The sequence below is a fragment of the Enterobacter sp. BNK-34 genome, assembly GCF_048684445.1.
Taxonomy (GTDB): Bacteria; Pseudomonadota; Gammaproteobacteria; order Enterobacterales; family Enterobacteriaceae; genus Enterobacter; species Enterobacter pseudoroggenkampii.
Window position 1 is genome coordinate 1,952,611 of record NZ_JBLQUA010000001.1, and the last position, 22,105, is coordinate 1,974,715.

General features: G+C 55.2%; 22 protein-coding genes. 11 read left to right on the top strand and 11 right to left on the bottom strand.

The window, feature by feature from the left end:
- From ftsQ to mutT, 7 genes are all read left to right on the top strand, one after another.
- Window positions 1-843 carry a cell division protein FtsQ gene (gene ftsQ, locus ACMGG5_RS09470; protein ID WP_024907461.1) on the top strand — a complete coding sequence of 281 codons (843 nt, stop codon included), beginning with the start codon at window positions 1-3 and terminating at the stop codon, window positions 841-843.
- Window positions 840-2,096: a cell division protein FtsA gene (ftsA, locus tag ACMGG5_RS09475; protein WP_023334508.1), complete on the top strand. Its 1,257-nt coding sequence runs from the start codon at window positions 840-842 to the stop codon at window positions 2,094-2,096. The genes ftsQ and ftsA overlap by 4 nt, the downstream gene beginning before the upstream one ends.
- A 63-nt stretch (window positions 2,097-2,159) precedes the next feature.
- Window positions 2,160-3,311, top strand: coding sequence for a cell division protein FtsZ (ftsZ, locus tag ACMGG5_RS09480; protein ID WP_008501978.1), 1,152 nt, complete (start codon window positions 2,160-2,162; stop codon window positions 3,309-3,311).
- Window positions 3,312-3,412: 101 nt separating this feature from the next.
- Window positions 3,413-4,330: a UDP-3-O-acyl-N-acetylglucosamine deacetylase gene (lpxC, locus tag ACMGG5_RS09485; protein WP_008501977.1), complete on the top strand. Its 918-nt coding sequence runs from the start codon at window positions 3,413-3,415 to the stop codon at window positions 4,328-4,330.
- Window positions 4,331-4,609: 279 nt separating this feature from the next.
- A complete protein-coding gene (gene secM / locus ACMGG5_RS09490) occupies window positions 4,610-5,113 on the top strand; it encodes a secA translation cis-regulator SecM (protein WP_073961640.1) in 504 nt (167 codons plus the stop codon).
- A 58-nt stretch (window positions 5,114-5,171) separates the two neighbouring features.
- Entirely contained in the window at window positions 5,172-7,877 is a 2,706-nt protein-coding gene (gene secA / locus ACMGG5_RS09495) for a preprotein translocase subunit SecA (RefSeq protein ID WP_024907463.1), read from the top strand.
- Window positions 7,878-7,934: 57 nt separating this feature from the next.
- A complete protein-coding gene (gene mutT, locus ACMGG5_RS09500; RefSeq protein WP_023310403.1) occupies window positions 7,935-8,327 on the top strand; it encodes an 8-oxo-dGTP diphosphatase MutT in 393 nt (130 codons plus the stop codon).
- Between the two features lie 34 nt (window positions 8,328-8,361).
- Here the strand turns inward: mutT and yacG are convergent, their stop codons facing one another.
- The 3 genes from yacG to coaE are packed head-to-tail and all read right to left on the bottom strand — an operon-like array spanning window position 8,362 to window position 9,929.
- Window positions 8,362-8,556: a DNA gyrase inhibitor YacG gene (gene yacG / locus ACMGG5_RS09505; protein WP_045401034.1), complete on the bottom strand. Its 195-nt coding sequence runs from the start codon at window positions 8,554-8,556 to the stop codon at window positions 8,362-8,364.
- 9 nt (window positions 8,557-8,565) lie between these two features.
- Window positions 8,566-9,309 (bottom strand): cell division protein ZapD, encoded by a 744-nt coding sequence (gene zapD / locus ACMGG5_RS09510; protein ID WP_252073773.1) that lies wholly within the window; start codon window positions 9,307-9,309, stop codon window positions 8,566-8,568.
- Entirely contained in the window at window positions 9,309-9,929 is a 621-nt protein-coding gene (gene coaE / locus ACMGG5_RS09515; protein WP_048989643.1) for a dephospho-CoA kinase, read from the bottom strand. The genes zapD and coaE overlap by 1 nt, the downstream gene beginning before the upstream one ends.
- 228 nt (window positions 9,930-10,157) lie before the next feature.
- Between coaE and ACMGG5_RS09520 the strand changes: the two genes are divergently transcribed.
- The gene (locus ACMGG5_RS09520; RefSeq protein WP_023310407.1) at window positions 10,158-11,201 is read left to right on the top strand and encodes a GMP reductase; all 1,044 of its coding nucleotides are present in this window, start codon (window positions 10,158-10,160) and stop codon (window positions 11,199-11,201) included.
- A gap of 43 nt (window positions 11,202-11,244) precedes the next feature.
- Here the strand turns inward: ACMGG5_RS09520 and hofC are convergent, their stop codons facing one another.
- The 4 genes from hofC to nadC all read right to left on the bottom strand — a co-directional run bounded on the left by hofC (window position 11,245) and on the right by nadC (window position 15,317).
- The gene (hofC, locus tag ACMGG5_RS09525; RefSeq protein WP_420277788.1) at window positions 11,245-12,429 is read right to left on the bottom strand and encodes a protein transport protein HofC; all 1,185 of its coding nucleotides are present in this window, start codon (window positions 12,427-12,429) and stop codon (window positions 11,245-11,247) included.
- Entirely contained in the window at window positions 12,419-13,801 is a 1,383-nt protein-coding gene (gene gspE, locus ACMGG5_RS09530) for a type II secretion system protein GspE (RefSeq protein WP_420277789.1), read from the bottom strand. The genes hofC and gspE overlap by 11 nt, the downstream gene beginning before the upstream one ends.
- A gap of 10 nt (window positions 13,802-13,811) precedes the next feature.
- Window positions 13,812-14,249 (bottom strand): prepilin peptidase-dependent pilin, encoded by a 438-nt coding sequence (gene ppdD, locus ACMGG5_RS09535; RefSeq protein WP_024907471.1) that lies wholly within the window; start codon window positions 14,247-14,249, stop codon window positions 13,812-13,814.
- A gap of 174 nt (window positions 14,250-14,423) precedes the next feature.
- The gene (nadC, locus tag ACMGG5_RS09540; RefSeq protein WP_248166007.1) at window positions 14,424-15,317 is read right to left on the bottom strand and encodes a carboxylating nicotinate-nucleotide diphosphorylase; all 894 of its coding nucleotides are present in this window, start codon (window positions 15,315-15,317) and stop codon (window positions 14,424-14,426) included.
- Window positions 15,318-15,404: 87 nt separating this feature from the next.
- Between nadC and ampD the strand changes: the two genes are divergently transcribed.
- Both ampD and ampE read left to right on the top strand, forming a co-directional pair.
- A complete protein-coding gene (gene ampD, locus ACMGG5_RS09545) occupies window positions 15,405-15,956 on the top strand; it encodes a 1,6-anhydro-N-acetylmuramyl-L-alanine amidase AmpD (protein WP_420277790.1) in 552 nt (183 codons plus the stop codon).
- Between the two features lie 9 nt (window positions 15,957-15,965).
- Complete coding sequence (gene ampE / locus ACMGG5_RS09550) at window positions 15,966-16,820, top strand: beta-lactamase regulator AmpE (RefSeq protein WP_048989638.1); 855 nt, start codon at window positions 15,966-15,968, stop codon at window positions 16,818-16,820.
- 18 nt (window positions 16,821-16,838) lie between these two features.
- On the opposite strand, the gene ACMGG5_RS09555 is transcribed toward ampE, so the two are convergent.
- From ACMGG5_RS09555 to ACMGG5_RS09570, 4 genes are all read right to left on the bottom strand, one after another.
- Window positions 16,839-17,789, bottom strand: a complete 951-nt coding sequence (locus ACMGG5_RS09555; RefSeq protein ID WP_420277791.1) for a family 43 glycosylhydrolase — start codon at window positions 17,787-17,789, stop codon at window positions 16,839-16,841.
- Window positions 17,790-17,799: 10 nt separating this feature from the next.
- On the bottom strand, window positions 17,800-19,197 hold the full coding sequence (locus ACMGG5_RS09560) for a glycoside-pentoside-hexuronide (GPH):cation symporter (protein ID WP_061715960.1): 1,398 nt from the start codon (window positions 19,195-19,197) through the stop codon (window positions 17,800-17,802).
- Window positions 19,198-19,361: 164 nt separating this feature from the next.
- Window positions 19,362-20,732, bottom strand: a complete 1,371-nt coding sequence (gene aroP, locus ACMGG5_RS09565; protein WP_024907477.1) for an aromatic amino acid transporter AroP — start codon at window positions 20,730-20,732, stop codon at window positions 19,362-19,364.
- Between the two features lie 46 nt (window positions 20,733-20,778).
- On the bottom strand, window positions 20,779-21,006 hold the full coding sequence (locus tag ACMGG5_RS09570) for a hypothetical protein (protein ID WP_081112054.1): 228 nt from the start codon (window positions 21,004-21,006) through the stop codon (window positions 20,779-20,781).
- 263 nt (window positions 21,007-21,269) lie between these two features.
- On the opposite strand from ACMGG5_RS09570, the gene pdhR reads away from it, so the two are divergent.
- Window positions 21,270-22,034, top strand: coding sequence for a pyruvate dehydrogenase complex transcriptional repressor PdhR (gene pdhR / locus ACMGG5_RS09575; RefSeq protein WP_014882565.1), 765 nt, complete (start codon window positions 21,270-21,272; stop codon window positions 22,032-22,034).
- Window positions 22,035-22,105 lie beyond the last annotated feature (71 nt).

Here is a 22,105-nt window from a genome sequence, read left to right on the forward strand (position 1 = left end):
ATGTCTCAGGCTGCATTGAACACGCGCAACCGCGATGACGAGGACGAATACACCTCTTCACGCCGCAGTAATGGAACGCGTCTTGCAGGCATCATTTTCCTGCTCGGGGTGTTGTGCACTGTGTTTATCAGCGGCTGGATGGTCCTGGGCTGGATGGAAGATGCGCAGCGGTTGCCGCTCTCTAAGCTGGTGGTCACCGGCGAGCGCCACTACACGCGTAACGACGATATTCGTCAGTCAATACTGGCGCTGGGCTCGCCTGGCACCTTTATGACGCAGGACGTCAATATTATCCAGAGCCAGATAGAACGTCTGCCATGGATAAAACAGGCGAGCGTAAGAAAGCAATGGCCTGATGAATTGAAGATTCATCTGGTTGAATATGTGCCCATTGCGCGTTGGAATGATCAGCACATGGTTGACGTAGACGGAAATTCCTTCAGCGTCCCGACCGATCGTGTCAACAAGCAAAATTTACCGATGTTGTATGGCCCTGAAGGCAGCGAAAACGAAGTGTTACAGGGTTTTCGCGAGATGGGTCAGGTGCTGGCGAAGGACAGGTTTACGTTAAAAGATGCTGCCATGACGGCGCGCCGTTCCTGGCAGCTGACGTTAACGAACGGCATTAAGCTCAACCTGGGACGCGGAGACACAATGAAGCGTCTGGCGCGTTTTGTCGAACTTTACCCGGTTTTACAGCAGCAGGCACAGACTGACGGCAAACGGATAAGCTACGTTGATTTGCGCTATGACTCAGGCGCAGCAGTCGGTTGGGTACCGGCTCCGGTCGAGGAACCTAATCAGCAACAGAATCAGGCACAGGTACAGGCAGAACAACAATGATCAAGGCGACGGACAGAAAACTGGTAGTTGGACTGGAGATTGGCACCGCGAAGGTTGCCGCTTTAGTAGGGGAAGTTCTGCCCGACGGTATGGTCAATATCATTGGCGTAGGCAGTTGCCCGTCCCGTGGTATGGATAAAGGTGGGGTAAACGATCTTGAATCGGTGGTGAAATGCGTTCAGCGCGCCATCGATCAGGCTGAATTGATGGCAGATTGCCAGATTTCTTCTGTCTATCTGGCCCTTTCTGGTAAGCACATTAGCTGCCAGAACGAAATTGGTATGGTGCCGATTTCTGAGGAAGAAGTGACGCAGGAAGACGTTGAAAACGTCGTGCACACGGCGAAGTCCGTGCGCGTCCGCGATGAGCATCGCGTGCTGCATGTCATCCCGCAGGAATATGCGATTGACTACCAGGAAGGGATCAAGAACCCGGTCGGTCTTTCTGGCGTACGTATGCAGGCAAAAGTGCACCTGATCACATGTCACAACGATATGGCGAAGAACATTGTAAAAGCCGTTGAACGTTGTGGCCTGAAAGTTGACCAACTTATTTTCGCGGGTCTGGCGGCAAGTTATTCCGTGCTGACCGAAGATGAACGTGAACTGGGTGTCTGTGTGGTCGATATTGGTGGTGGTACAATGGATATCGCCGTATATACCGGCGGTGCGTTGCGCCACACCAAAGTGATCCCGTACGCAGGGAACGTCGTGACCAGCGATATTGCTTACGCTTTTGGTACGCCGCCGAGCGATGCAGAAGCGATTAAAGTGCGCCACGGCTGTGCGCTGGGGTCTATTGTTGGCAAAGATGAGAGCGTTGAAGTGCCGAGCGTTGGTGGTCGTCCACCGCGCAGCCTGCAGCGCCAGACGTTGGCAGAGGTGATTGAGCCGCGCTATACCGAGCTGCTCAACCTGGTCAACGAAGAGATTTTACAGTTACAGGAACAGCTTCGTCAGCAGGGCGTTAAACATCATCTTGCGGCGGGGATTGTATTAACCGGCGGCGCAGCGCAAATTGAAGGTCTTGCGGCCTGTGCACAGCGCGTGTTCCATACGCAGGTGCGTATTGGTGCGCCGCTGAATATCACCGGTTTAACGGATTATGCTCAGGAGCCGTATTATTCAACGGCCGTGGGCCTGCTCCACTACGGGAAGGAATCTCATCTCAGTGGTGAAGCAGAAGTGGAAAAACGCGTCTCAGTGGGGTCGTGGGTCAAACGACTGAACAACTGGTTGCGAAAAGAGTTTTAATTTTTTTAAGAGACCGGAGAGAATTAGCGGTCTCGGGCGACAGGCACAACGGAGAGAGAAATTATGTTTGAACCTATGGAACTGACCAACGACGCGGTGATTAAAGTCATCGGCGTCGGTGGCGGCGGCGGTAACGCCGTAGAGCATATGGTGCGTGAACGCATTGAGGGTGTTGAGTTCTTCGCAGTTAACACCGATGCACAGGCACTGCGTAAAACGGCTGTAGGCCAGACTATCCAGATCGGCGGTGGTATCACCAAAGGGCTGGGAGCAGGGGCTAACCCGGAAGTGGGTCGCAATGCGGCTGAAGAAGATCGTGAAGCCCTGCGCGCTGCACTGGAAGGTGCGGACATGGTCTTCATCGCAGCAGGTATGGGTGGCGGTACCGGTACCGGCGCAGCACCTGTTGTGGCTGAAGTGGCAAAAGATTTAGGTATCCTGACCGTTGCTGTCGTGACCAAGCCTTTCAACTTTGAAGGCAAGAAGCGTATGGCGTTCGCGGAGCAGGGTATCACCGAGCTGTCCAAGCATGTGGACTCGCTGATCACCATCCCGAACGATAAGCTGTTGAAAGTTCTGGGTCGCGGTATCTCCCTGCTGGACGCATTCGGTGCAGCAAACGACGTGCTGAAAGGTGCGGTTCAGGGTATCGCTGAACTGATTACCCGTCCTGGCCTGATGAACGTTGACTTTGCAGACGTTCGCACCGTGATGTCCGAAATGGGCTACGCGATGATGGGCTCTGGCGTGGCGAGCGGTGAAGACCGTGCAGAAGAAGCGGCTGAAATGGCTATCTCTTCTCCACTGCTGGAAGATATCGATCTGTCTGGTGCGCGCGGCGTGCTGGTCAACATTACCGCTGGCTTCGACCTGCGTCTGGATGAGTTCGAAACCGTGGGTAACACTATCCGTGCGTTCGCCTCTGACAACGCTACCGTGGTAATCGGTACTTCCCTTGACCCTGAAATGAACGACGAGCTGCGTGTTACCGTTGTTGCGACCGGTATCGGTATGGACAAACGTCCTGAGATCACCTTAGTGACCAACAAGCAGACTCAGCAACCGGTAATGGATCGTTACCAGCAGCACGGTATGTCTCCTCTGACTCAGGAGCAGAAACCGGCCGCGAAAGTGGTGAACGACCCAACGCCGCAAACGGCGAAAGAGCCAGATTATCTGGATATCCCGGCGTTCCTGCGTAAGCAAGCTGACTAAGAATTGGCTGGAATTAGGGGATTTGCGCTCTTTGTGCTAAACTGGCCCACCGTTAGTGATATACACTCTCGGTTGGATAGTTAATTTGGCGAGATTATACGATGATCAAACAAAGGACACTTAAACGTATCGTTCAGGCGACAGGTGTCGGTTTACATACCGGCAAGAAAGTCACGCTGACGTTACGCCCTGCGCCGGCCAATACCGGGGTCATCTATCGTCGCACCGACTTGAATCCACCGGTAGATTTTCCGGCCGATGCCAAATCTGTGCGTGATACTATGCTCTGTACTTGTCTGGTGAACGAGCATGACGTGCGGATTTCTACCGTAGAGCACCTGAACGCCGCCCTGGCGGGTCTGGGTATCGACAACATTATTGTTGAAGTCGATGCGCCAGAAATCCCGATTATGGATGGCAGTGCTGCACCGTTCGTCTATCTGTTGCTGGATGCCGGCATCGAAGAACTGAACTGCGCGAAGAAATTTGTACGCATCAAAGAGACCGTTCGCGTCGAAGATGGCGACAAGTGGGCTGAATTCAAACCGTACAATGGTTTCTCGTTGGACTTTACCATCGACTTTAACCATCCGGCAATTGACTCCAGCACCCAACGCTATGCGATGAACTTCTCTGCTGATGCGTTTATGCGCCAGATCAGCCGAGCCCGTACATTTGGCTTCATGCGTGATATCGAATATCTGCAGTCCCGCGGCCTGTGCCTGGGCGGCAGCTTCGATTGTGCCATCGTTGTTGACGATTATCGCGTACTGAACGAAGACGGCCTGCGTTTCGAAGATGAATTCGTTCGTCACAAAATGCTGGATGCTATCGGCGACCTGTTCATGTGTGGTCACAACATCATTGGTGCATTTACCGCGTTCAAATCCGGTCATGCGCTGAACAACAAACTGTTGCAGGCCGTCCTGGCAAAACAGGAAGCCTGGGAATATGTGACCTTCGAAGACGAAGCTGAACTGCCGCTGGCTTTCAAAGCACCAAGCATGGTTCTGGCGTAACGGTTCAAACCGTTTCGTAAAAAAATCGACTGGTTAACCTGGTACTCTCTCCGACCAGGAAGACCAGTCGTTTTTATTTTTACCCTTCTTCGTTTGCCCCGGCGTTATCTCTCGTTTGTCTTACGCAGAAAATGTGTGCGTTAGCTGCATTCTTGACCGTTTTTTCCCGCGGCGGCACCTCATTCCTGCTGATGTACATTAGCTTTAGTGGTACTATCTGGGCGCTAAAAAGAATAACTGAACTCAGCCTCTGCAAGGCTGGCTTATTGGGTGGAGCAGGTGAGCGGAATACTGACGCGCTGGCGACAATTTGGCAGACGTTACTTCTGGCCGCATCTCTTATTAGGGATGGTCGCGGCGAGTTTCGGCTTGCCTGCGCTCAGCAACAGTGCCGAAGCGGCGACGCCCGCGAAAACCTCTACCACCAAACACGATCTCAACACGCGGGTTAACTTTACAAACCTCGCGTGGCTTGAAGCCAGCCGCCGCCCGAATTTCTCCGTTGATTACTGGCACCAGCACGCTATCCGCACGGTTATCCGTCATCTCTCCTTCGCGATGGCACCACAGGCCATGCCTGTTGCGGAAGAGACGCTTCCGGTGCAGGCACAGCATCTTGCGCTGCTGGACACGCTCAACGCGCTGCTCACGCAGGACAGCCAGCCGCCGGTTATGGTTCGCCAGACGACGCAGCTCGCGCTCGTTCCGCCTGTCTCATTCTCTGTCTCAACCTGGATTAGCCAGACTCACGGCATTCGTGCCGGGCCGCAACGCCTCAGCTAAATTAACTTTTTCAATACCTTAATTTATCTGCCCACGATGGGGCGTTTGAGAATTTATTATGCTAATCAAATTGTTAACTAAAGTTTTTGGTAGTCGTAACGATCGTACCCTGCGCCGTATGCGCAAAGCTGTTGCCGTCATCAACGGGATGGAACCGGCGATGGAGAAGCTCTCTGATGATGAGCTGAAAGCGAAAACGGCGGAATTCCGTGCGCGTCTGGAAAAAGGCGAAACCTTAGAAAGCCTGATCCCGGAAGCGTTTGCTGTTGTGCGTGAAGCAAGTAAGCGCGTATTCGGCATGCGTCACTTCGACGTTCAGCTGCTGGGCGGTATGGTGCTTAACGAGCGCTGCATCGCGGAAATGCGTACCGGTGAAGGTAAAACCCTGACCGCAACGCTGCCGGCTTACCTGAACGCGCTGACCGGTAAAGGCGTTCACGTGGTAACCGTCAACGACTATCTGGCGCAGCGTGACGCCGAAAACAACCGTCCACTGTTCGAATTCCTCGGTATGACCGTCGGCATCAACATGTCCGGCCTGCCTGCGCCAGCCAAGCGTGAAGCGTATAACGCGGACATTACCTACGGTACCAACAACGAATACGGCTTCGACTACCTGCGTGACAACATGGCGTTCAGCCCGGAAGAGCGCGTGCAGCGTAAACTGCACTATGCGCTGGTGGATGAGGTGGACTCCATCCTGATCGATGAAGCGCGTACTCCGCTTATCATCTCCGGCCCGGCTGAAGACAGCTCCGAGATGTACCGTAAGGTCGACAAAATCATTCCACACCTGCTGCGTCAGGAGAAAGAGGACTCGGATACCTTCCAGGGTGAAGGCCACTTCTCCGTTGATGAAAAAGCGCGCCAGGTGAACCTGACCGAACGTGGTCTGGTGAAAATTGAAGAGCTGCTGGTCGCTGAAGGCATTATGGAAGAGGGCGAGTCTCTGTACTCCCCGAGCAACATTATGCTGATGCACCACGTGACCGCCGCGCTGCGTGCCCACGCGCTGTTCACCCGCGACGTCGACTACATCGTAAAAGACGGTGAAGTGATCATCGTCGATGAGCACACCGGCCGTACCATGCAGGGACGTCGCTGGTCTGACGGTCTGCACCAGGCTGTGGAAGCCAAAGAAGGTGTGGATATTCAGAATGAAAACCAGACGCTGGCGTCTATCACCTTCCAGAACTACTTCCGTCTGTACGAGAAACTGGCGGGGATGACCGGTACTGCTGATACCGAAGCGTTTGAATTCAGCTCTATCTACAAGCTGGATACCGTGGTCGTTCCAACCAACCGTCCGATGATCCGTAAGGATATGCCGGACCTGGTGTACATGACCGAAGCGGAAAAAATTCAGGCGATCATCGAAGATATTCGCGACCGTACTGCCAATGGCCAGCCGGTTCTGGTGGGGACCATCTCCATCGAGAAATCCGAAGTGGTTTCGCACGAGCTGACGAAAGCGGGTATCCAACACAACGTTCTTAACGCCAAATTCCACGCCAAAGAAGCGGATATTGTTGCGCAGGCGGGTTATCCGGCTGCCGTAACCATCGCCACCAACATGGCGGGTCGTGGTACCGACATTATGCTGGGCGGTAGCTGGCAGGCTGAAGTGGCGGAGCTGGAAAACCCAACGCCAGAACAGATTGCCCAGATCAAAGCCGACTGGCAGGTTCGTCATGACGCCGTTCTGGCTTCCGGCGGTCTGCATATCATCGGTACAGAGCGTCATGAATCCCGTCGTATCGATAACCAGCTGCGTGGTCGTGCGGGTCGTCAGGGTGATGCCGGTTCATCCCGTTTCTACCTGTCTATGGAAGATGCGCTGATGCGTATTTTTGCCTCCGACCGTGTATCCGGCATGATGCGTAAGCTGGGGATGAAACCTGGCGAAGCTATTGAGCACCCGTGGGTCACCAAAGCGATCGCTAACGCACAGCGTAAAGTGGAAAGCCGCAACTTTGATATCCGTAAGCAGCTGCTGGAATATGATGATGTGGCTAACGATCAGCGCCGTGCGATCTACACCCAGCGTAACGAACTGCTGGACGTGTCCGACGTGAGCGAAACCATCAACAGCATTCGTGAAGATGTGTTCAAAGCCACCATCGACGCGCATATTCCACCGCAGTCTCTGGAAGAGATGTGGGATATTGAAGGCCTGCAGGAACGTCTGAAAAATGACTTTGACCTCGAACTGCCAATCAAAGAGTGGCTGGACAAAGAGCCTGAGCTGCACGAAGAGACCCTGCGTGAACGTATCTTTGAAACCGCGCTGGACGTTTACAAGCGTAAGGAAGAGGTTGTTGGCGCTGAAATGATGCGTCACTTCGAAAAAGGCGTGATGCTGCAGACCCTGGACTCCCTGTGGAAAGAGCATCTGGCGGCGATGGACTACCTGCGTCAGGGTATCCACCTGCGTGGCTATGCGCAGAAAGATCCGAAGCAGGAATACAAGCGTGAATCCTTCTCCATGTTTGCGTCTATGCTGGAGTCACTGAAGTACGAAGTGATCAGCACCCTGAGCAAGGTTCAGGTGCGTATGCCGGAAGAAGTGGAAGCGATGGAGCAGCAGCGTCGTGAAGAAGCCGAGCGTCTGGCACAAATGCAACAGCTGAGTCATCAGACCGACGACAGCGAAGCCGCAGCGGCGATCGCCGCGCAGACCGGCGATCGTAAAGTGGGCCGTAACGATCCGTGCCCGTGTGGTTCCGGTAAAAAGTACAAGGCGTGCCACGGCCGTCTGAGCTAAGTTCATAAAAAAACAAAAAGGCGCAGACATCTGCGCCTTTTTTATGGAAGTAACAATATGAAAATACTGCAAATTGCCGTCGGGATTATTCGCAACCCGCAAAACCAAATCTTCATCACCCAGCGTGCTGCCGACGCCCATATGGCGAACAAGTGGGAGTTTCCGGGCGGTAAAATCGAGTCAGGTGAAACGCCGGAAGAGGCGCTGGTTCGGGAACTTCAGGAAGAGGTGGGGATCACTCCGCTTGGCGCTACGCTGTTTGATAAGCTTGAGTACCAGTTTCCGGACAGGCACATCACGCTGTGGTTCTGGCTGGTGGAAAACTGGGAAGGTGAACCCTGGGGAAAAGAGGGACAGCCGGGTAACTGGGTAGAGCTTCAGGCAAGTGATGCCGAAAAATTCCCGCCAGCTAATGAACCTGTGATCCTGCGGTTAGTCGCACAACCGTAGGCCTGCTGAGCGACGCGCCAGCAGGCTTTACAGATTACTGCTGGGTTTCACTCCAGTCGTCGCTGTCGGAGAGATCGCCTTTACTCGGAATGCGTTTCTCTTCCGCCGCCCATTCGCCCAGGTCAATAAGCTGGCAGCGTTTGCAGCAGAATGGGCGGAACGGACTCACTTCGCCCCAGACAACGGTTTTGCCACAGGTAGGGCAGCTTACGGTGGTGACATCAGACATCGGCACTCCTTAACAACAGGCCAGTTCAAAATCGAGACGTTCCGGCACGGTGCCATTTTCACTGTCCAGCGGCATAAAGCGAATCGCAAAGCGGCTCTTATGCCCGGAAATCTGTGGGTAAAGCTGTTCGCCAAGAGACAGATTGAGACGCAGAAGATCGGCATCATCACCGTTATCCTGGTAGAAACCATTCAGGCTGGTTTGCTTGCGGAACGGCGCTGAGTTACGGATCAGATCGAGGATCAGCGACAGCGCCTGGTGCATCGGCTCCAGGCTTGCCAGCCAACTGTTCACCTGCGCGTCACGCTGGGCTTGTGGCATATGGAGCCACATATGCAGCGTCGGCAGGTCGAAGCTGCAGCAACCGCCAGGGATGCTCAGGCGCTGGCGCACCAGGCCAATCAGGCGGTCCTCACGCAAAAACTGCCCGACGCGCGGTGCAGCCATCAGGATGCTGCTGCTGGTTTTAAGCTGCTGGCGAAGGGAATCGATACGGCTTACATCCACCCCCGGAACCTCAGCCCATGCCTGTAATTTACGCTGCTGGCGCTCCAGCTCTTTAAGCAATTCTGTGCGGACATCGCCGCGTTCAATCACATCCAGCAGATCGCCTACATTGCGGAAGAAATGCAACGCCGTAGCGTGATCGTTAACCGGCAGATGTTGTGAAAGCTGCTGAATGAGGAATTCGATGCGCAGCCAGGTACGCATTTTTTCGTTGAGCGGATGCTCAAAAAGGATGTGTGTCGACATTATGGTTTTTCCTGTGCAACGGCCTGCGCGGCAAACGTCAGATACTGCGCGTGCAGACGGGCAACATCCGATGCAATGGCATCTGGTGCGCCGTTATTATCAATGACATCATCCGCCACGGCAAGGCGCTGAGCGCGCGTAGCCTGAGCGGCAAGAATGTGTTCAGCATGCTCCCGCGAGACATGGTCGCGCGTCATGGTTCTCTGGATTTGCGTTTCGGGAGAGACATCAATCACCAGCACCCGATCGGCTTTCTTCTGCAGCTGATTTTCAACCAGTAGCGGAACCACCCATAAGACATAGGGCGAGCGGGCCGCGGCGATCTGACGCTGAGTTTCCAGGTGGATGATGGGGTGGAGAAGGCTATTAAGCCAGGCTTTTTCCGCGGAATCGGAAAAAATGCATTCACGAAGCTGACGGCGATTCAGTGTGCCATCGGCATTGATGATGGCCTGACCAAAATGTTCTGCGATGGCCTTTAGCGCGGGTGTATTGGGCTCTACCACCTGGCGGGCAATGATATCGGCATCGATAATCGTGATACCCAAACGAGAGAAAGCGTCAGCAACGGTACTTTTGCCACTACCGATGCCGCCGGTTAATGCGACGATATACCCCATTAAATCAAATCCTGGGAATTATTCATTTTTAAAATCAGTTGATTAAAATTCTTGCGTGCGCCAGCCACTGTTGAGCCCCGTTTACCGGCTTTTTACCAGGTAAATTTATAGGATTGTAGCGTAAAAAAAGAGAATTTCGCAGTCTTGCGGAGCAGGTATTAGTGCGTATGATAACGTCACTGGAGTTGTGCTTTTAACATATTTGCCTCTAACCCCAGGAATCCGCACATGCGTATCGAAGAAGATCTGAAGTTAGGTTTCAAAGACGTTCTTATCCGCCCTAAACGCTCTACACTGAAAAGTCGCTCAGACGTTGAACTCGAACGTCAATTCACCTTTAAGCATTCCGGTCAGACCTGGTCTGGCGTGCCGATCATCGCTGCCAACATGGATACTGTGGGAACGTTTGAGATGGCAACCGCCCTGGCACAGTTCGACATTCTCACAGCCGTGCACAAACATTACAGCCCTGAAGAGTGGAATGCGTTCGTTGCGTCCGCGTCTGCTGACGTGGTGAAGCATGTGATGGTCTCTACCGGTACCTCCGATGCGGATTTCGAGAAGACCAAACAGATCCTGAATGCTAACCCGGCACTCAACTTCGTTTGTATTGATGTGGCGAATGGTTACTCCGAGCACTTCGTGCAGTTCGTCAGCAAGGCGCGTGAGGCCTGGCCGACGAAAACCATCATCGCGGGCAACGTGGTGACCGGTGAAATGTGTGAAGAGCTGATCCTCTCCGGTGCAGATATCGTGAAAGTAGGTATTGGCCCGGGCTCCGTATGCACCACGCGCGTCAAAACTGGCGTCGGTTATCCGCAGCTCTCCGCCGTCATTGAATGTGCCGACGCGGCGCACGGGCTCGGCGGCCAGATCATCAGCGACGGCGGTTGCACCATGCCGGGTGATGTTGCGAAAGCCTTCGGTGGCGGTGCGGACTTCGTGATGCTCGGCGGTATGCTGGCAGGTCACGAAGAGAGCGGTGGTACCGTGGTTGAAGAGAACGGCGAGAAATTTATGCTGTTCTACGGCATGAGCTCTGAATCCGCGATGACCCGTCACGTCGGTGGCGTGGCAAAATACCGTGCGGCAGAAGGTAAAACCGTGAAGCTGCCTCTGCGCGGCCCGGTTGAATACACCGCGCGCGATATCCTCGGCGGCCTGCGCTCGGCCTGCACCTACGTTGGGGCATCCCGCCTGAAAGAGCTGACAAAACGTACAACGTTTATTCGCGTTCAGGAACAGGAAAACCGCGTATTCAATAGCCTGTAATGGTTTTCGCTGGCGCATGCCCATGCGCCAGCACTGTTCTGCACTAGCCCGCACTCATCGCATCTCCCAGATGGAAAATCGGCAGGTACATTGCCACCACCAGCGTGCCGATGATGACCCCAGTCACAATCAGAAGCACCGGCTCGAGAAGCGCCGCCAGGTTATCTGCTCGTTGAAAGGTCTGTTCCGTGTGGTGTCGGGCGAGGTTTGCCAGCATGATGTCCAGCGCACCTGACATTTCGCCGGTTCGTAAAAGCTGAATACACAGCGGGGTAAACAATGCCGCCTTCTGAAAGGATGACCAGACGGGCAGACCTTTTTCAATGTCCTCCCGCACGCTGCGAAGTATCCCTTGCCAGTACCGGTTCTCAACAGTTTCTTCTGCACTCTCCAGGCCCTGTAAAAAGGGGATGCCCGCCTGTTGCGTGAGTGACAGCACGGTAAAGATATGTCCCAGTTTTTGACCTTTTGCCAGTGCGCCGAACACGGGAGTGAGCATCAGGATGCGCTGCCAGCGAGGGTTCTGCCGCAGAATCCAGGCGGTGGCTAAGGGCGCGAGTAACGCGGCGAACAACGCAAGGGCATATGACCGCATAAATGCGGCCATCCCCATGACCATTTGCGTCAGCAGCGGAAGCGGAGTGTTAAACGTTTTGTAGATCGCGGCAAACTCGGGCAAGACCAGGATGACCATCGCCAGCACCACGAGTACGGCCAGGGTCAGGACGATCGCCGGGTAGCGCAGCGCCTTTTTCACTTTCGCACTGAGCTGCTGCTGCGCTTTTTGCTGCTGCGCGAGCTGGCGACAGCACTCCTCCAGCTTCCCTGTGAGCTCACCGGTTTTCACCATCGAGACATGCAGTGGGCTAAAAACGGCTGGCCACTTTTTTAGCGACTCAGAAAAGGGAGCTCCCTCACTAAGCTCATCGGCAATGCTTTGCAGCAGCGCCTGCCACGGTTTTAACGGATGTTGTTCTGCCAGCATCTGCAGGCTGTGGGACAATGTCAGCCCGGCCTGCAGAAGCGTTGCGAGCTGGCGAAACATCTCGTAGCAGTGGTGTGGCCGCCAGCGGTGTCTCTGAGCGCATCGGGTCAGCGTCAGAGGATGGAGGCCGCTGTGCATCAGCCGGGTGAAGGCGGCATTGCGGTCTGTGGCCCAGAGAGTCCCGCTTCGGGGTTCTCCTTCCAGGGTGAGCGCTCGCCAGCGCCAGAGCTGATTAGCAGCCATCCGGCATGCCCAGGACGCGCACCAGCTCTTCGATCGTGGTCATCCCCTGTTCGACGGCCATGCAGCCGTGCTCAAAAAGAGAAATCATTCCCGCCTGCCGGGCGCTCGCCTCTATCACTTCTGTTCCCGCCCCGCTGGCAATGGCCTGCCGCAGGGCATTGTCGATCGCGAGTACCTCAAAAATGGCCACGCGGCCATAAAAACCGTGATAACAACGCTCACAGCCGATGGGCTGCCAGCGTGGAAGCGGTCTGGACCATACGGCGCGCGGTAATTCAGCATGCTCGCTGGCTTCCCGGCAACAGTGCCGGCACAGACGCCGGACCAGCCGCTGGGCAATCACCATCGACAGCGCGGAAGATATCATCCAGCGCGCCACGCCCATCTGCTCCAGGCGAGTCAGGGCTTCCGTCGTCGAGTTGGTGTGCAGCGTTGATAGCACCAGGTGCCCGGTCTGGGCAGCATTAATGGCAATCCCGGCCGTTTCACCGTCACGAATTTCGCCGACCATAATGATGTCTGGATCCTGGCGTAGCAGCGCCCGCAGCACGCTCTGGAATGTTAAACCCGCCCGGGGATTAATCTGCGTCTGGTTTAATCCCGCAAGGGGGATCTCAATGGGATCCTCCACGCTACAGATGTTGACGTCAGGGGTGTTACGCGCCTGCAGCGCGCTATACAGCGTCACGGTTTTGCCGCTGCCGGTAGGGCCGGTAACCAGAATTAGCCCCTGCGGCTGGTGGAGGGCCTCATTAAAACAGGCCAGTTGTTCAGCACTCATGCCAAGCGCTTTTGGCTCAAGGGCCTGCTGAACCTGATGCAGGAGACGCAGCACAATTTTCTCGCCGCCGCTGCAGGGAAGCGTCGCGATCCGAAACGAGACCGGCGCGTTCGCCAGCTCAATCGTAAACTGACCGTCCTGTGGCAAACGACGCTCTGCAATATCCAGGTTACCCAGCACTTTTAAACGTGCGCTGAACTGGCTTGCCAGCGAGGCGGAAAGCGGAGGCTGGGGGCAAAGAACCCCGTAGATGCGTAAACGGATCTGGCACGCGTGCTCCATCGGTTCGATATGAATGTCGGAGGCGCGCTGGTTGATTGCCTGCTGCAGCGTGTGGTTGAGGATATCTACCGTTGAGTGCGTTTGCGAAACAACGGGCAGATGGGATTGTGACGTTAGCTGTCGCTGTTTTTCCATGCGCTCAGCACTCCAGCACTCAATATCAATTCGTTTCTGGGTGGCGAAACGCAGCGCCTCCATCAGTTCAGCCGCGGGGTTGCCTACAACGGCGATGCTGACCATGTCACTGTCGCTGTTGAGCAGCAGAGCGTGATGACGCAGGCAAAGCGCCACGAGTTGATCGGTATTCATTTTCCGCTCCTCAGTTATTGTCGAAGCGGAAAACGTCTTCGCAGGCCTGCTTCAGGGCGCTGTCAGCACTGATGCTGCAGTCACGCGTCCAGCCCGTCATACCGTTGCCGTCGCTCCACCGTGGCGTCATGGTTACCGTCAGCCCGTTAAGACTTTCCTGTCCTGTTAAGGTCACGACCCCTTTCGCTACGCTCATTCCCGAAACGTAGCGTGTCGTGGTGGGGGAAGGGATGCCGTTGCTGCCGGCATCGCAGCTTTCCACACCACCGTGATCCAGCGCGCAAAGCTCGATGGCGGTGCGGTAGGGAACGAAGGTTTGCAGCATATCGGTCAGCGCCGCCTTGCGCAGGTAATTCTGATAGGCGGGGACGCCGATGGCGCTCAGAATCGCAATAATGCCAATGACCACCATCAGCTCAATGAGTGTGAAGCCTTGTTGTCTGTCCATATCTGCTCCTTATGCAAAGTGGCGCTACTTTGTCAGCGGGAAAGAGCAGAAACGAGGGGTAAAAAAGGGAACGGGAAGGGGGCTTCAGAGAATTTATTCAGTGTTGCAGGGAAAAGCTGCGGATCTGCGAGCGGGGCAGAAATTCCCCTCTCCGGGTGGAGAGGGGAGAATGCGTTATTTAAAGCGCATTGAGAGGTCGAGAGCGCGAACGTGTTTGGTTAGCGCACCGACGGAGATGTAATCCACGCCGGTTTCGGCGAATTCACGGATCGTTTCGAAAGTGACGTTCCCGGACACTTCAAGCTGAGCCCGGCCGTTTGTCAGTTTGACCGCCTCGCGCATCTGCTCTGTTTCGAAGTTATCGAGCATGATGATATCGGCCCCGGCCTTAATCGCCTGCTCCAGCTCGTCCAGGTTTTCCACTTCCACTTCAACCGGCACATCCGGGTGCAGCCAGAAGGCTTTCTCCACCGCCTGACGCACGGAGCCAGAGGCAATAATGTGGTTCTCTTTAATCAGGAAGGCGTCGGACAGGCCCAGACGATGGTTTGCGCCCCCGCCGCAGAGCACCGCATATTTCAGCGCGGTGCGCAGGCCCGGCAGCGTTTTGCGGGTATCCAGCAGCTGAGTGCGGGTACCGGCCAGCAGGTCAACGTAGCGACGCACTTCGCTGGCCACGCCTGAGAGCGTTTGTACAAAATTGAGCGCGGTACGTTCGCCGGTCAGCAAGACGCGGGAAGGTCCGTCCAGTTCGAACAGCGGCTGGTTGGCCTTGACTGCATCGCCGTCTTCCACGTGCCAGGTCACCTGCACATCGTCGCCTGCCAGTTGTGTAAAGACCTCTTCAACCCAACGCTTGCCGCAAAAAACACCGTCTTCACGGGTGATAATGACCGCGTGGGAGCGTGTCTCTTTTGGCAACAATTGTGCGGTAATATCCTTATCAGCATTAACGTCACCGCCCAGATCTTCTTTCAAAGCATGGGAGACGCTTGCCGGAATATCCATATTAATACGTTCCAGAAGCGCTTCACGTCGGTGGTCGGGGTTATAGCGGCGAGGCGGCATGATAAAACTCCAAATTGGTAACGAATCATAATATTGAAACATGCTACTCTGAACCGAGTCTTTGCACCATACAGAAGGAGTTCCAGCATGTTGTTAGAAAACGGATGGCTGGTGGATGCGCGGCATGTGCCCTCGCCGCACCACGATTGCCGCCCGGAGGATGAAAAGCCCACACTGCTGGTGGTTCATAATATTAGTCTCCCGCCGGGTGAATTTGGCGGCCCGTGGATCGATGCGTTATTCACGGGAACGATTGATCCCGCTGCTCATCCCTTTTTTGCTGAAATTGCGCATCTGCGCGTATCGGCTCACTGCCTGATTCGTCGCGATGGTGAAGTGGTTCAGTATGTTCCCTTTGATAAGCGCGCCTGGCATGCCGGGGCGTCGATGTATCACGGGCGCGAACGGTGCAACGATTTTTCTATCGGGATTGAACTGGAAGGCACGGATACCACGCCCTATACCGATTCACAGTATCAACAGCTAGCGGCCGTGACCCGCACGCTTATCGGACTCTACCCGGCTATCGCCGACAATATCACGGGGCACAGTGATATTGCCCCGGAGAGAAAAACCGATCCCGGCCCGGCCTTTGACTGGCCCCGGTTTCGCGCCATGCTCACCGCGTCGTCAGAATAAGGAGATACCATGACGTTGTTTACCATGCTGCTGGTTATCATCGCTGAACGCCTGTTCAAGCTCGGCGAGCACTGGCATCTGGATCACCGGCTGGAGGTGTTTTTCCGCCGGATTAAGCACTTTTCCATGCTGCGCACGCTGCTGATGATGGCGGGCGTGATGGTCATTACGTTCCTGCTCCTGCGCTCGCTGCACGGACTGTTTTTCAACGTACCGCTGCTGGTGGTGTGGATCCTGCTTGGGGTGCTGTGCATTGGTGCGGGCAAGGTGCGTTTGCACTATCACGCTTACCTGAAAGCCGCCTCCCGTGACGATGCCCATGCGCGCGGTGCCATGGCGAGTGAGCTGACGATGATCCACGGCGTGCCGCCGGACTGCGACGAGCGCGAATTTCTGCGCGAGCTGCAGAACGCGCTGCTGTGGATTAACTTCCGTTACTACCTGGCGCCGCTGTTTTGGTTTGTGGTGGGCGGCCCGTGGGGACCGGTACTGCTGATGGGGTATGCGTTCCTGCGCGCCTGGCAGACCTGGCTTGCTCGTTATCTGACGCCGCATGAACGTTTGCTGTCCGGCATCGATGCCATCCTGCACGTGCTCGACTGGCTTCCGGTGCGTCTGGTGGGCGTGGTGTACGCGTTAATTGGTCACGGTGAAAAAGCGCTGCCCGCTTGGTTTGCGTCTCTTGCCGATCGCCATACGTCGCAGTACCAGGTGCTAACGCGTCTGGCGCAGTTCTCGCTGGCGCGTGAGCCGCATACCGACAAGATTGAAACACCGAAAGCCGCTGTCTCCATGGCGAAGAAAACGTCGTTTGTGGTGGTGGTTATCGTGGCGCTGCTGACGATTTACGGCACGCTGGTGTAAGCCAGCGCGCCGCAAAGACTACAGCGTATCCGCGGGCGGGATGCCGAAATCAGGCATCCCGTTTTCATCCCAGCGGACGAGCTTCAGGCGGGTGTGGCGGTTCGGATCGTACAGCGGATCGCCCTCAATTTCGGTGTAATTACGCGCGTGATACACCAGCACGTCTTCCCCTTCCTGCGTTTGCGTAAAGCTGTTGTGTCCCGGGCCGAACTGGCGGTTTTCATAGCTGGTAACGAACACCGGACGCGGGGATTTGTGCCAGTTTGCCGGGTTTTTCGGATCGGCATTCAGGTCTATCCACAGTAGCCCCATGCAGTAGTTCTCGTCGGTGGCGCTGGCGGAATAGCTGATAAACAGCTTATCGCCGTGAACCAACACAGCCGGGCCTTCGTTAACCCAGAACCCGCGACATTCCCAGTCATACTCCGGCTTGCTGAGCATCACCGGCTCGCCTTTTAGCGTCCACGGGTTCGCCATTTCGCACAGGTAAAGGTTGGAGTTCCCGGTGATATCCGGCGCTTTTTGCGCCCACAGATACCAGCGTTTTCCCTGATGCACAAAGGTGGTGGCGTCCAGAGCGAAGGTGTCGAAAGGCGTTTTAATCTGCCCTTTTTCCACCCACGCGCCGGTGAGCGGATCGTCGTCAGCACATTCAATGGCGAACATCCGGTGCTGGAACATCCCGAGCGCGTCGAGCGCCTGGGTGTGCGTCGCGGCAAAGTAGATGTACCACTTGCCGTCAATGTGGTGCAGTTCCGGCGCCCAGATCAGCTGGCTCATGGGTCCGGTCTCGGGTTTGCGCCAGACCACAACTTCTTCAGCATGGCGTAAGCCTTCCAGCGACGCTGCGCGGCGGATCGCCAGCCTGTCGTACTGCGGCACGGAGGCGATAAAATAGTACTCCCCCTCATGGCGTAAAATGTACGGGTCGGCGCGTTGTTCGATAAACGGGTTTGGCCACTGATGCATTTGGCTCTCCTTATTTTGTCTCTGCGGCTTTCAGTTCCTGATAGTCGCTCAGTTCACGGTAATTGGTGCGACGTTTTTCCAGGTCTTCCTGAATGCGTTTCATCGTTTCACGGTCCACCTTCAGCAGACGTACCACGCCCGCGGTAATTAAGTATCCAATGCCGGGAATAACGGTAAAGAGCAGCACGATCCCGTTAATGGCGTCCGCGCTCTGCGCTTTCGCGCCCGCGTCATAACCGTACCAGGAGAGCAGGAAGCCGACCATCGCCCCGGCAATCGCCAGCCCCAGTTTGAGAAAGAAGATGTTGCCGGAGAAGCTGATGCCGGTAATGCGCTTCCCGGTCTTCCACTCGCCGTAGTCGTCCACGTCGGCCATCAGCGACCAGTGCAGCGGAGACGGGATCTGGTGCAGGATGTTCAGCAGGAAGTAGAGCACCACAATGGTGACGGTGGCTTTCGGGTCGAAGAAGTAGAAGGCGCAGGAGAAAATCGCCAGCACGATGTTGGTCCAGAAGAAGACCTTCAGCTTACACCAGCGGTCGGTCAGCACTTTTGCCAGCACGCTGCCGAGCATCATGCCGACCACGCCCAGGCTGATAAACAGCGTAGCGAAGTGGGTGCTCTGGCCCATCACCCAGGTGACGTAATACATGGTGGCCGCCATACGGATAAAGCCCGGGCAGACGTTGCAGAGCGTCAGCAGCAGAATGCGTACCCACTGGTCGTTCTTCCACACGTCTTTCAAATCGTTTTTCAACTCGTCGTTGGTCTGTACCGCCGGGCGCACGCGCTCGCGCACGGTGGCGAAGCAGAACAGGAACATGCAGGTGCCAATCAGCGCCAGCACGGTCATCGCCATCTGGTAGCCTTTGGCTTTGTTATCCCCGCCAAACCAGTCGGCCATCGGCAGCAGCGTTAATGAGAGCAGCAGCGTGGCGATGCCGACCAGCACGAAGCGATACGACTGGCAGGCCACGCGTTCTTTTGGATCGTTGGTGATTACCCCTCCTAAGGAGCAGTAGGGGATGTTGATTGCCGTATAGGTCAAAGAGAGCAGGAAGTAGGTGACAAACGCATAGATAACTTTGCTGTTATAGCTCCACTCCGGCGTGGTGAACATCAGGATGCTGAACAGCGCGTAGGGGAAGGCGATCCACAGCAGCCATGGACGAAACCGGCCATATTTACTGCGGGTACGGTCGGCAATCGCGCCCATGATCGGGTCCGTTACGGCGTCAATTACGCGGACGGACAGCAGCAGCACGCCGACCAGCGCAGGCGCGAGGCCAAAAATATCCGTATAAAAATAGTTAACAAACAGCATGATGGCGCCAAAGATAATGTTGCATCCGGCGTCGCCCATCCCATAGCCGATCTTTTCTTTTACTGACAGTGTGTTGTTATCCATCGACAGCTCTCCGGTTTACGGTATGGAGAGAATTATTCGCTGGCGAAGGGATATATGCGTTGCAGTATCAGGGCGGTGATATGGATAAATGCGCTGTGGGCGCGAAAGTGTGAGGGAGGTAACAACGCGCGGTACCCGTAAAAGCAGGTACCGCGGAGGGAGGCTTAGTGCGCCTTCATGGCATTACGGCTTTTCTGACTGAAGAGATAGCCCACGCCCAGGATCGCAATCCAGACCGGGATCAGGTAGACGGAAATCGCCATACCCGGCGTGATCAGCATGATCACCAGCACGGCCGCCATAAATAGCAGGCAGATCCAGTTACCCAGCGGATAGAGCAGGGCAGGGAAGCGCGTGGTGACGCCCTGCTGCTGTTTCGCGCGGCGGAATTTGATGTGTGCCAGGCTGATCATCGCCCAGTTGATGACCAGGGCAGAGACCACCAGCGCCATCAGCAGGCCAAACGCCGATTCTGGTGCCATGTAGTTAATGAGCACGCACAGGGCGGTCACGATGGCGGAAACAATGATGGTATTCACCGGTACGCCGCGTTTATCAACGTTAAGCAGCATCTTCGGCGCGTTGCCCTGTTGGGCAAGGCCGAACAGCATACGGCTGTTGCAGTATACGCAGCTGTTGTATACGGAGAGCGCTGCGGTCAGCACCACGATGTTCAGGGCGTTGGCGACAAAGGTGTCGCCCAGCTCGTGGAAGATCAGCACAAACGGGCTGGTGTCAGCGGTGACGCGCGTCCATGGCAGCAGGGAGAGCAGCACGGCCAGTGAGCCCACATAGAAGATCAGAATACGGTAGATAACCTGGTTAGTGGCTTTTGGAATGCTCTGCTCCGGGTTGTCGGCTTCAGCGGCGGTGATACCCACCAGCTCCAGACCGCCAAAGGAGAACATAATGATGGCCATCATCATCACCAGACCGGTCATGCCGTGAGGCAGGAAGCCACCCTGTTCCCAGAGGTTGCGCACGGTGGCCTGCGGTCCGCCGTTGCCGCTGAACAGCAGCCAGCCGCCAAAGATAATCATCGCCACCACGGCAATGACTTTGATGATGGCGAACCAGAACTCCATCTCACCGAACACTTTAACGTTGGTCAGGTTAATGGCGTTAATAATGACAAAGAAGGCCGCAGCAGAAGCCCAGGTTGGGATTTCGGGATACCAGAACTGAATGTATTTTCCGACGGCGGTAAGCTCAGCCATGGCAACCAGAACGTACAGCACCCAGTAGTTCCAGCCTGAGGCGAAACCGGCAAAGCTGCCCCAGTATTTATAGGCAAAGTGGCTGAAGGAGCCTGCGACCGGCTCTTCAACGACCATTTCGCCCAGCTGGCGCATGATCAGAAAAGCAATGAAACCCGCAATCGCGTAACCCAAAATAATACCCGGACCGGCAGACTGGATAACGGATGCGCTGCCCAGAAACAGGCCGGTACCTATCGCACCGCCCAGTGCGATGAGCTGAATATGGCGGTTTTTAAGCCCGCGCTTTAGCTGATCGCCGTGCTGTTGAGCTTCCATTTGAAACCTCGTGTGTGGTTGTTATGTTCACGCTGTGCGTGTGTAATTATGAAAATCCATATTCTGTATTTATTTCTTTACGGTTAACGAGACCGAAAAAAGCGGAGATGACTTCCGTAAGCGCAAGAATAGTGGTAAGCGCCTGCGAATGCACCTGCTTTATGAAGGGGTGATGACGACTTGAATAAAAAGAAAGCATTTGTAAATCGGCCCGCTCGTTGTTCCTAACCCAACCTATAGAATAGAAATGCGCCGTAAGTGGGCGAATTTTCATTATTTGCCTTGTTGAATCGCTTCAGATTGCAAAAACCCTCGTTTCATTATGGTTAAAACTCCCTCTTTAGGAGTAATCAACTCATTTGTGCAAAGTTACATTTCTGAAACGTTATTTCTGTAAGGTTGTTAAAATGTGCAAGGTTTACTGATTTCAATCAAAACCAATATGGACAGAAGGTGAATACTTTGTTACTTTAGCGATACGAAATAGAAATTGGTAAGACCAATTGACTCCGGGCAAAAAGGCGTAAGACAGGGAATATGGCCTACAGCAAAATTCGCCAACCAAAACTATCTGATGTGATTGAGCAGCAGCTGGAGTTTTTAATCCTCGAAGGGACTCTGCGCCCGGGTGAGAAACTTCCACCAGAACGCGAGCTGGCAAAACAGTTCGACGTTTCACGTCCCTCTCTGCGTGAGGCGATTCAACGTCTCGAAGCAAAGGGCTTGCTGCTTCGTCGCCAGGGCGGCGGAACCTTTGTGCAAAACAGCCTGTGGCAGAGCTTCAGCGATCCGCTGGTAGAACTTCTCTCTGACCACCCAGAATCCCAGTTTGACCTGCTTGAGACCCGTCACGCGCTTGAAGGGATTGCGGCCTATTACGCCGCCCTTCGCAGCACTGATGAAGATCGCGTGCGTATCCGCGAACTGCATCAGGCCATTGAACGGGCACAGCAGTCCGGCGATTTAGACGCCGAGTCCAGCGCCGTCGTCCAGTATCAAATCGCCGTCACCGAAGCGGCACACAATGTGGTGCTCCTCCATCTGCTACGCTGCATGGAGCCGATGCTGGCCCAGAACGTTCGTCAGAATTTTGAATTGTTGTATGCCCGTCGGGAGATGCTCCCACTGGTAAGCAACCATCGCACCCGAATATTCGAGGCGATAATGGCCGGGGAACCGGAGCAGGCGCGTGAAGCGTCGCACCGCCATCTGGCTTTCATTGAGGAAATCTTGCTGGACCGCAGCCGTGAACAATCGCGACGCGAACGTTCATTACGCCGCATACAGCAACGAAAGGATTAAGCGCCAGGTACTTTTAGAGCGCGGCAACTAAACGCAGAACCTGTCTTATTGTGTTCTTGCTCAAGAGCACA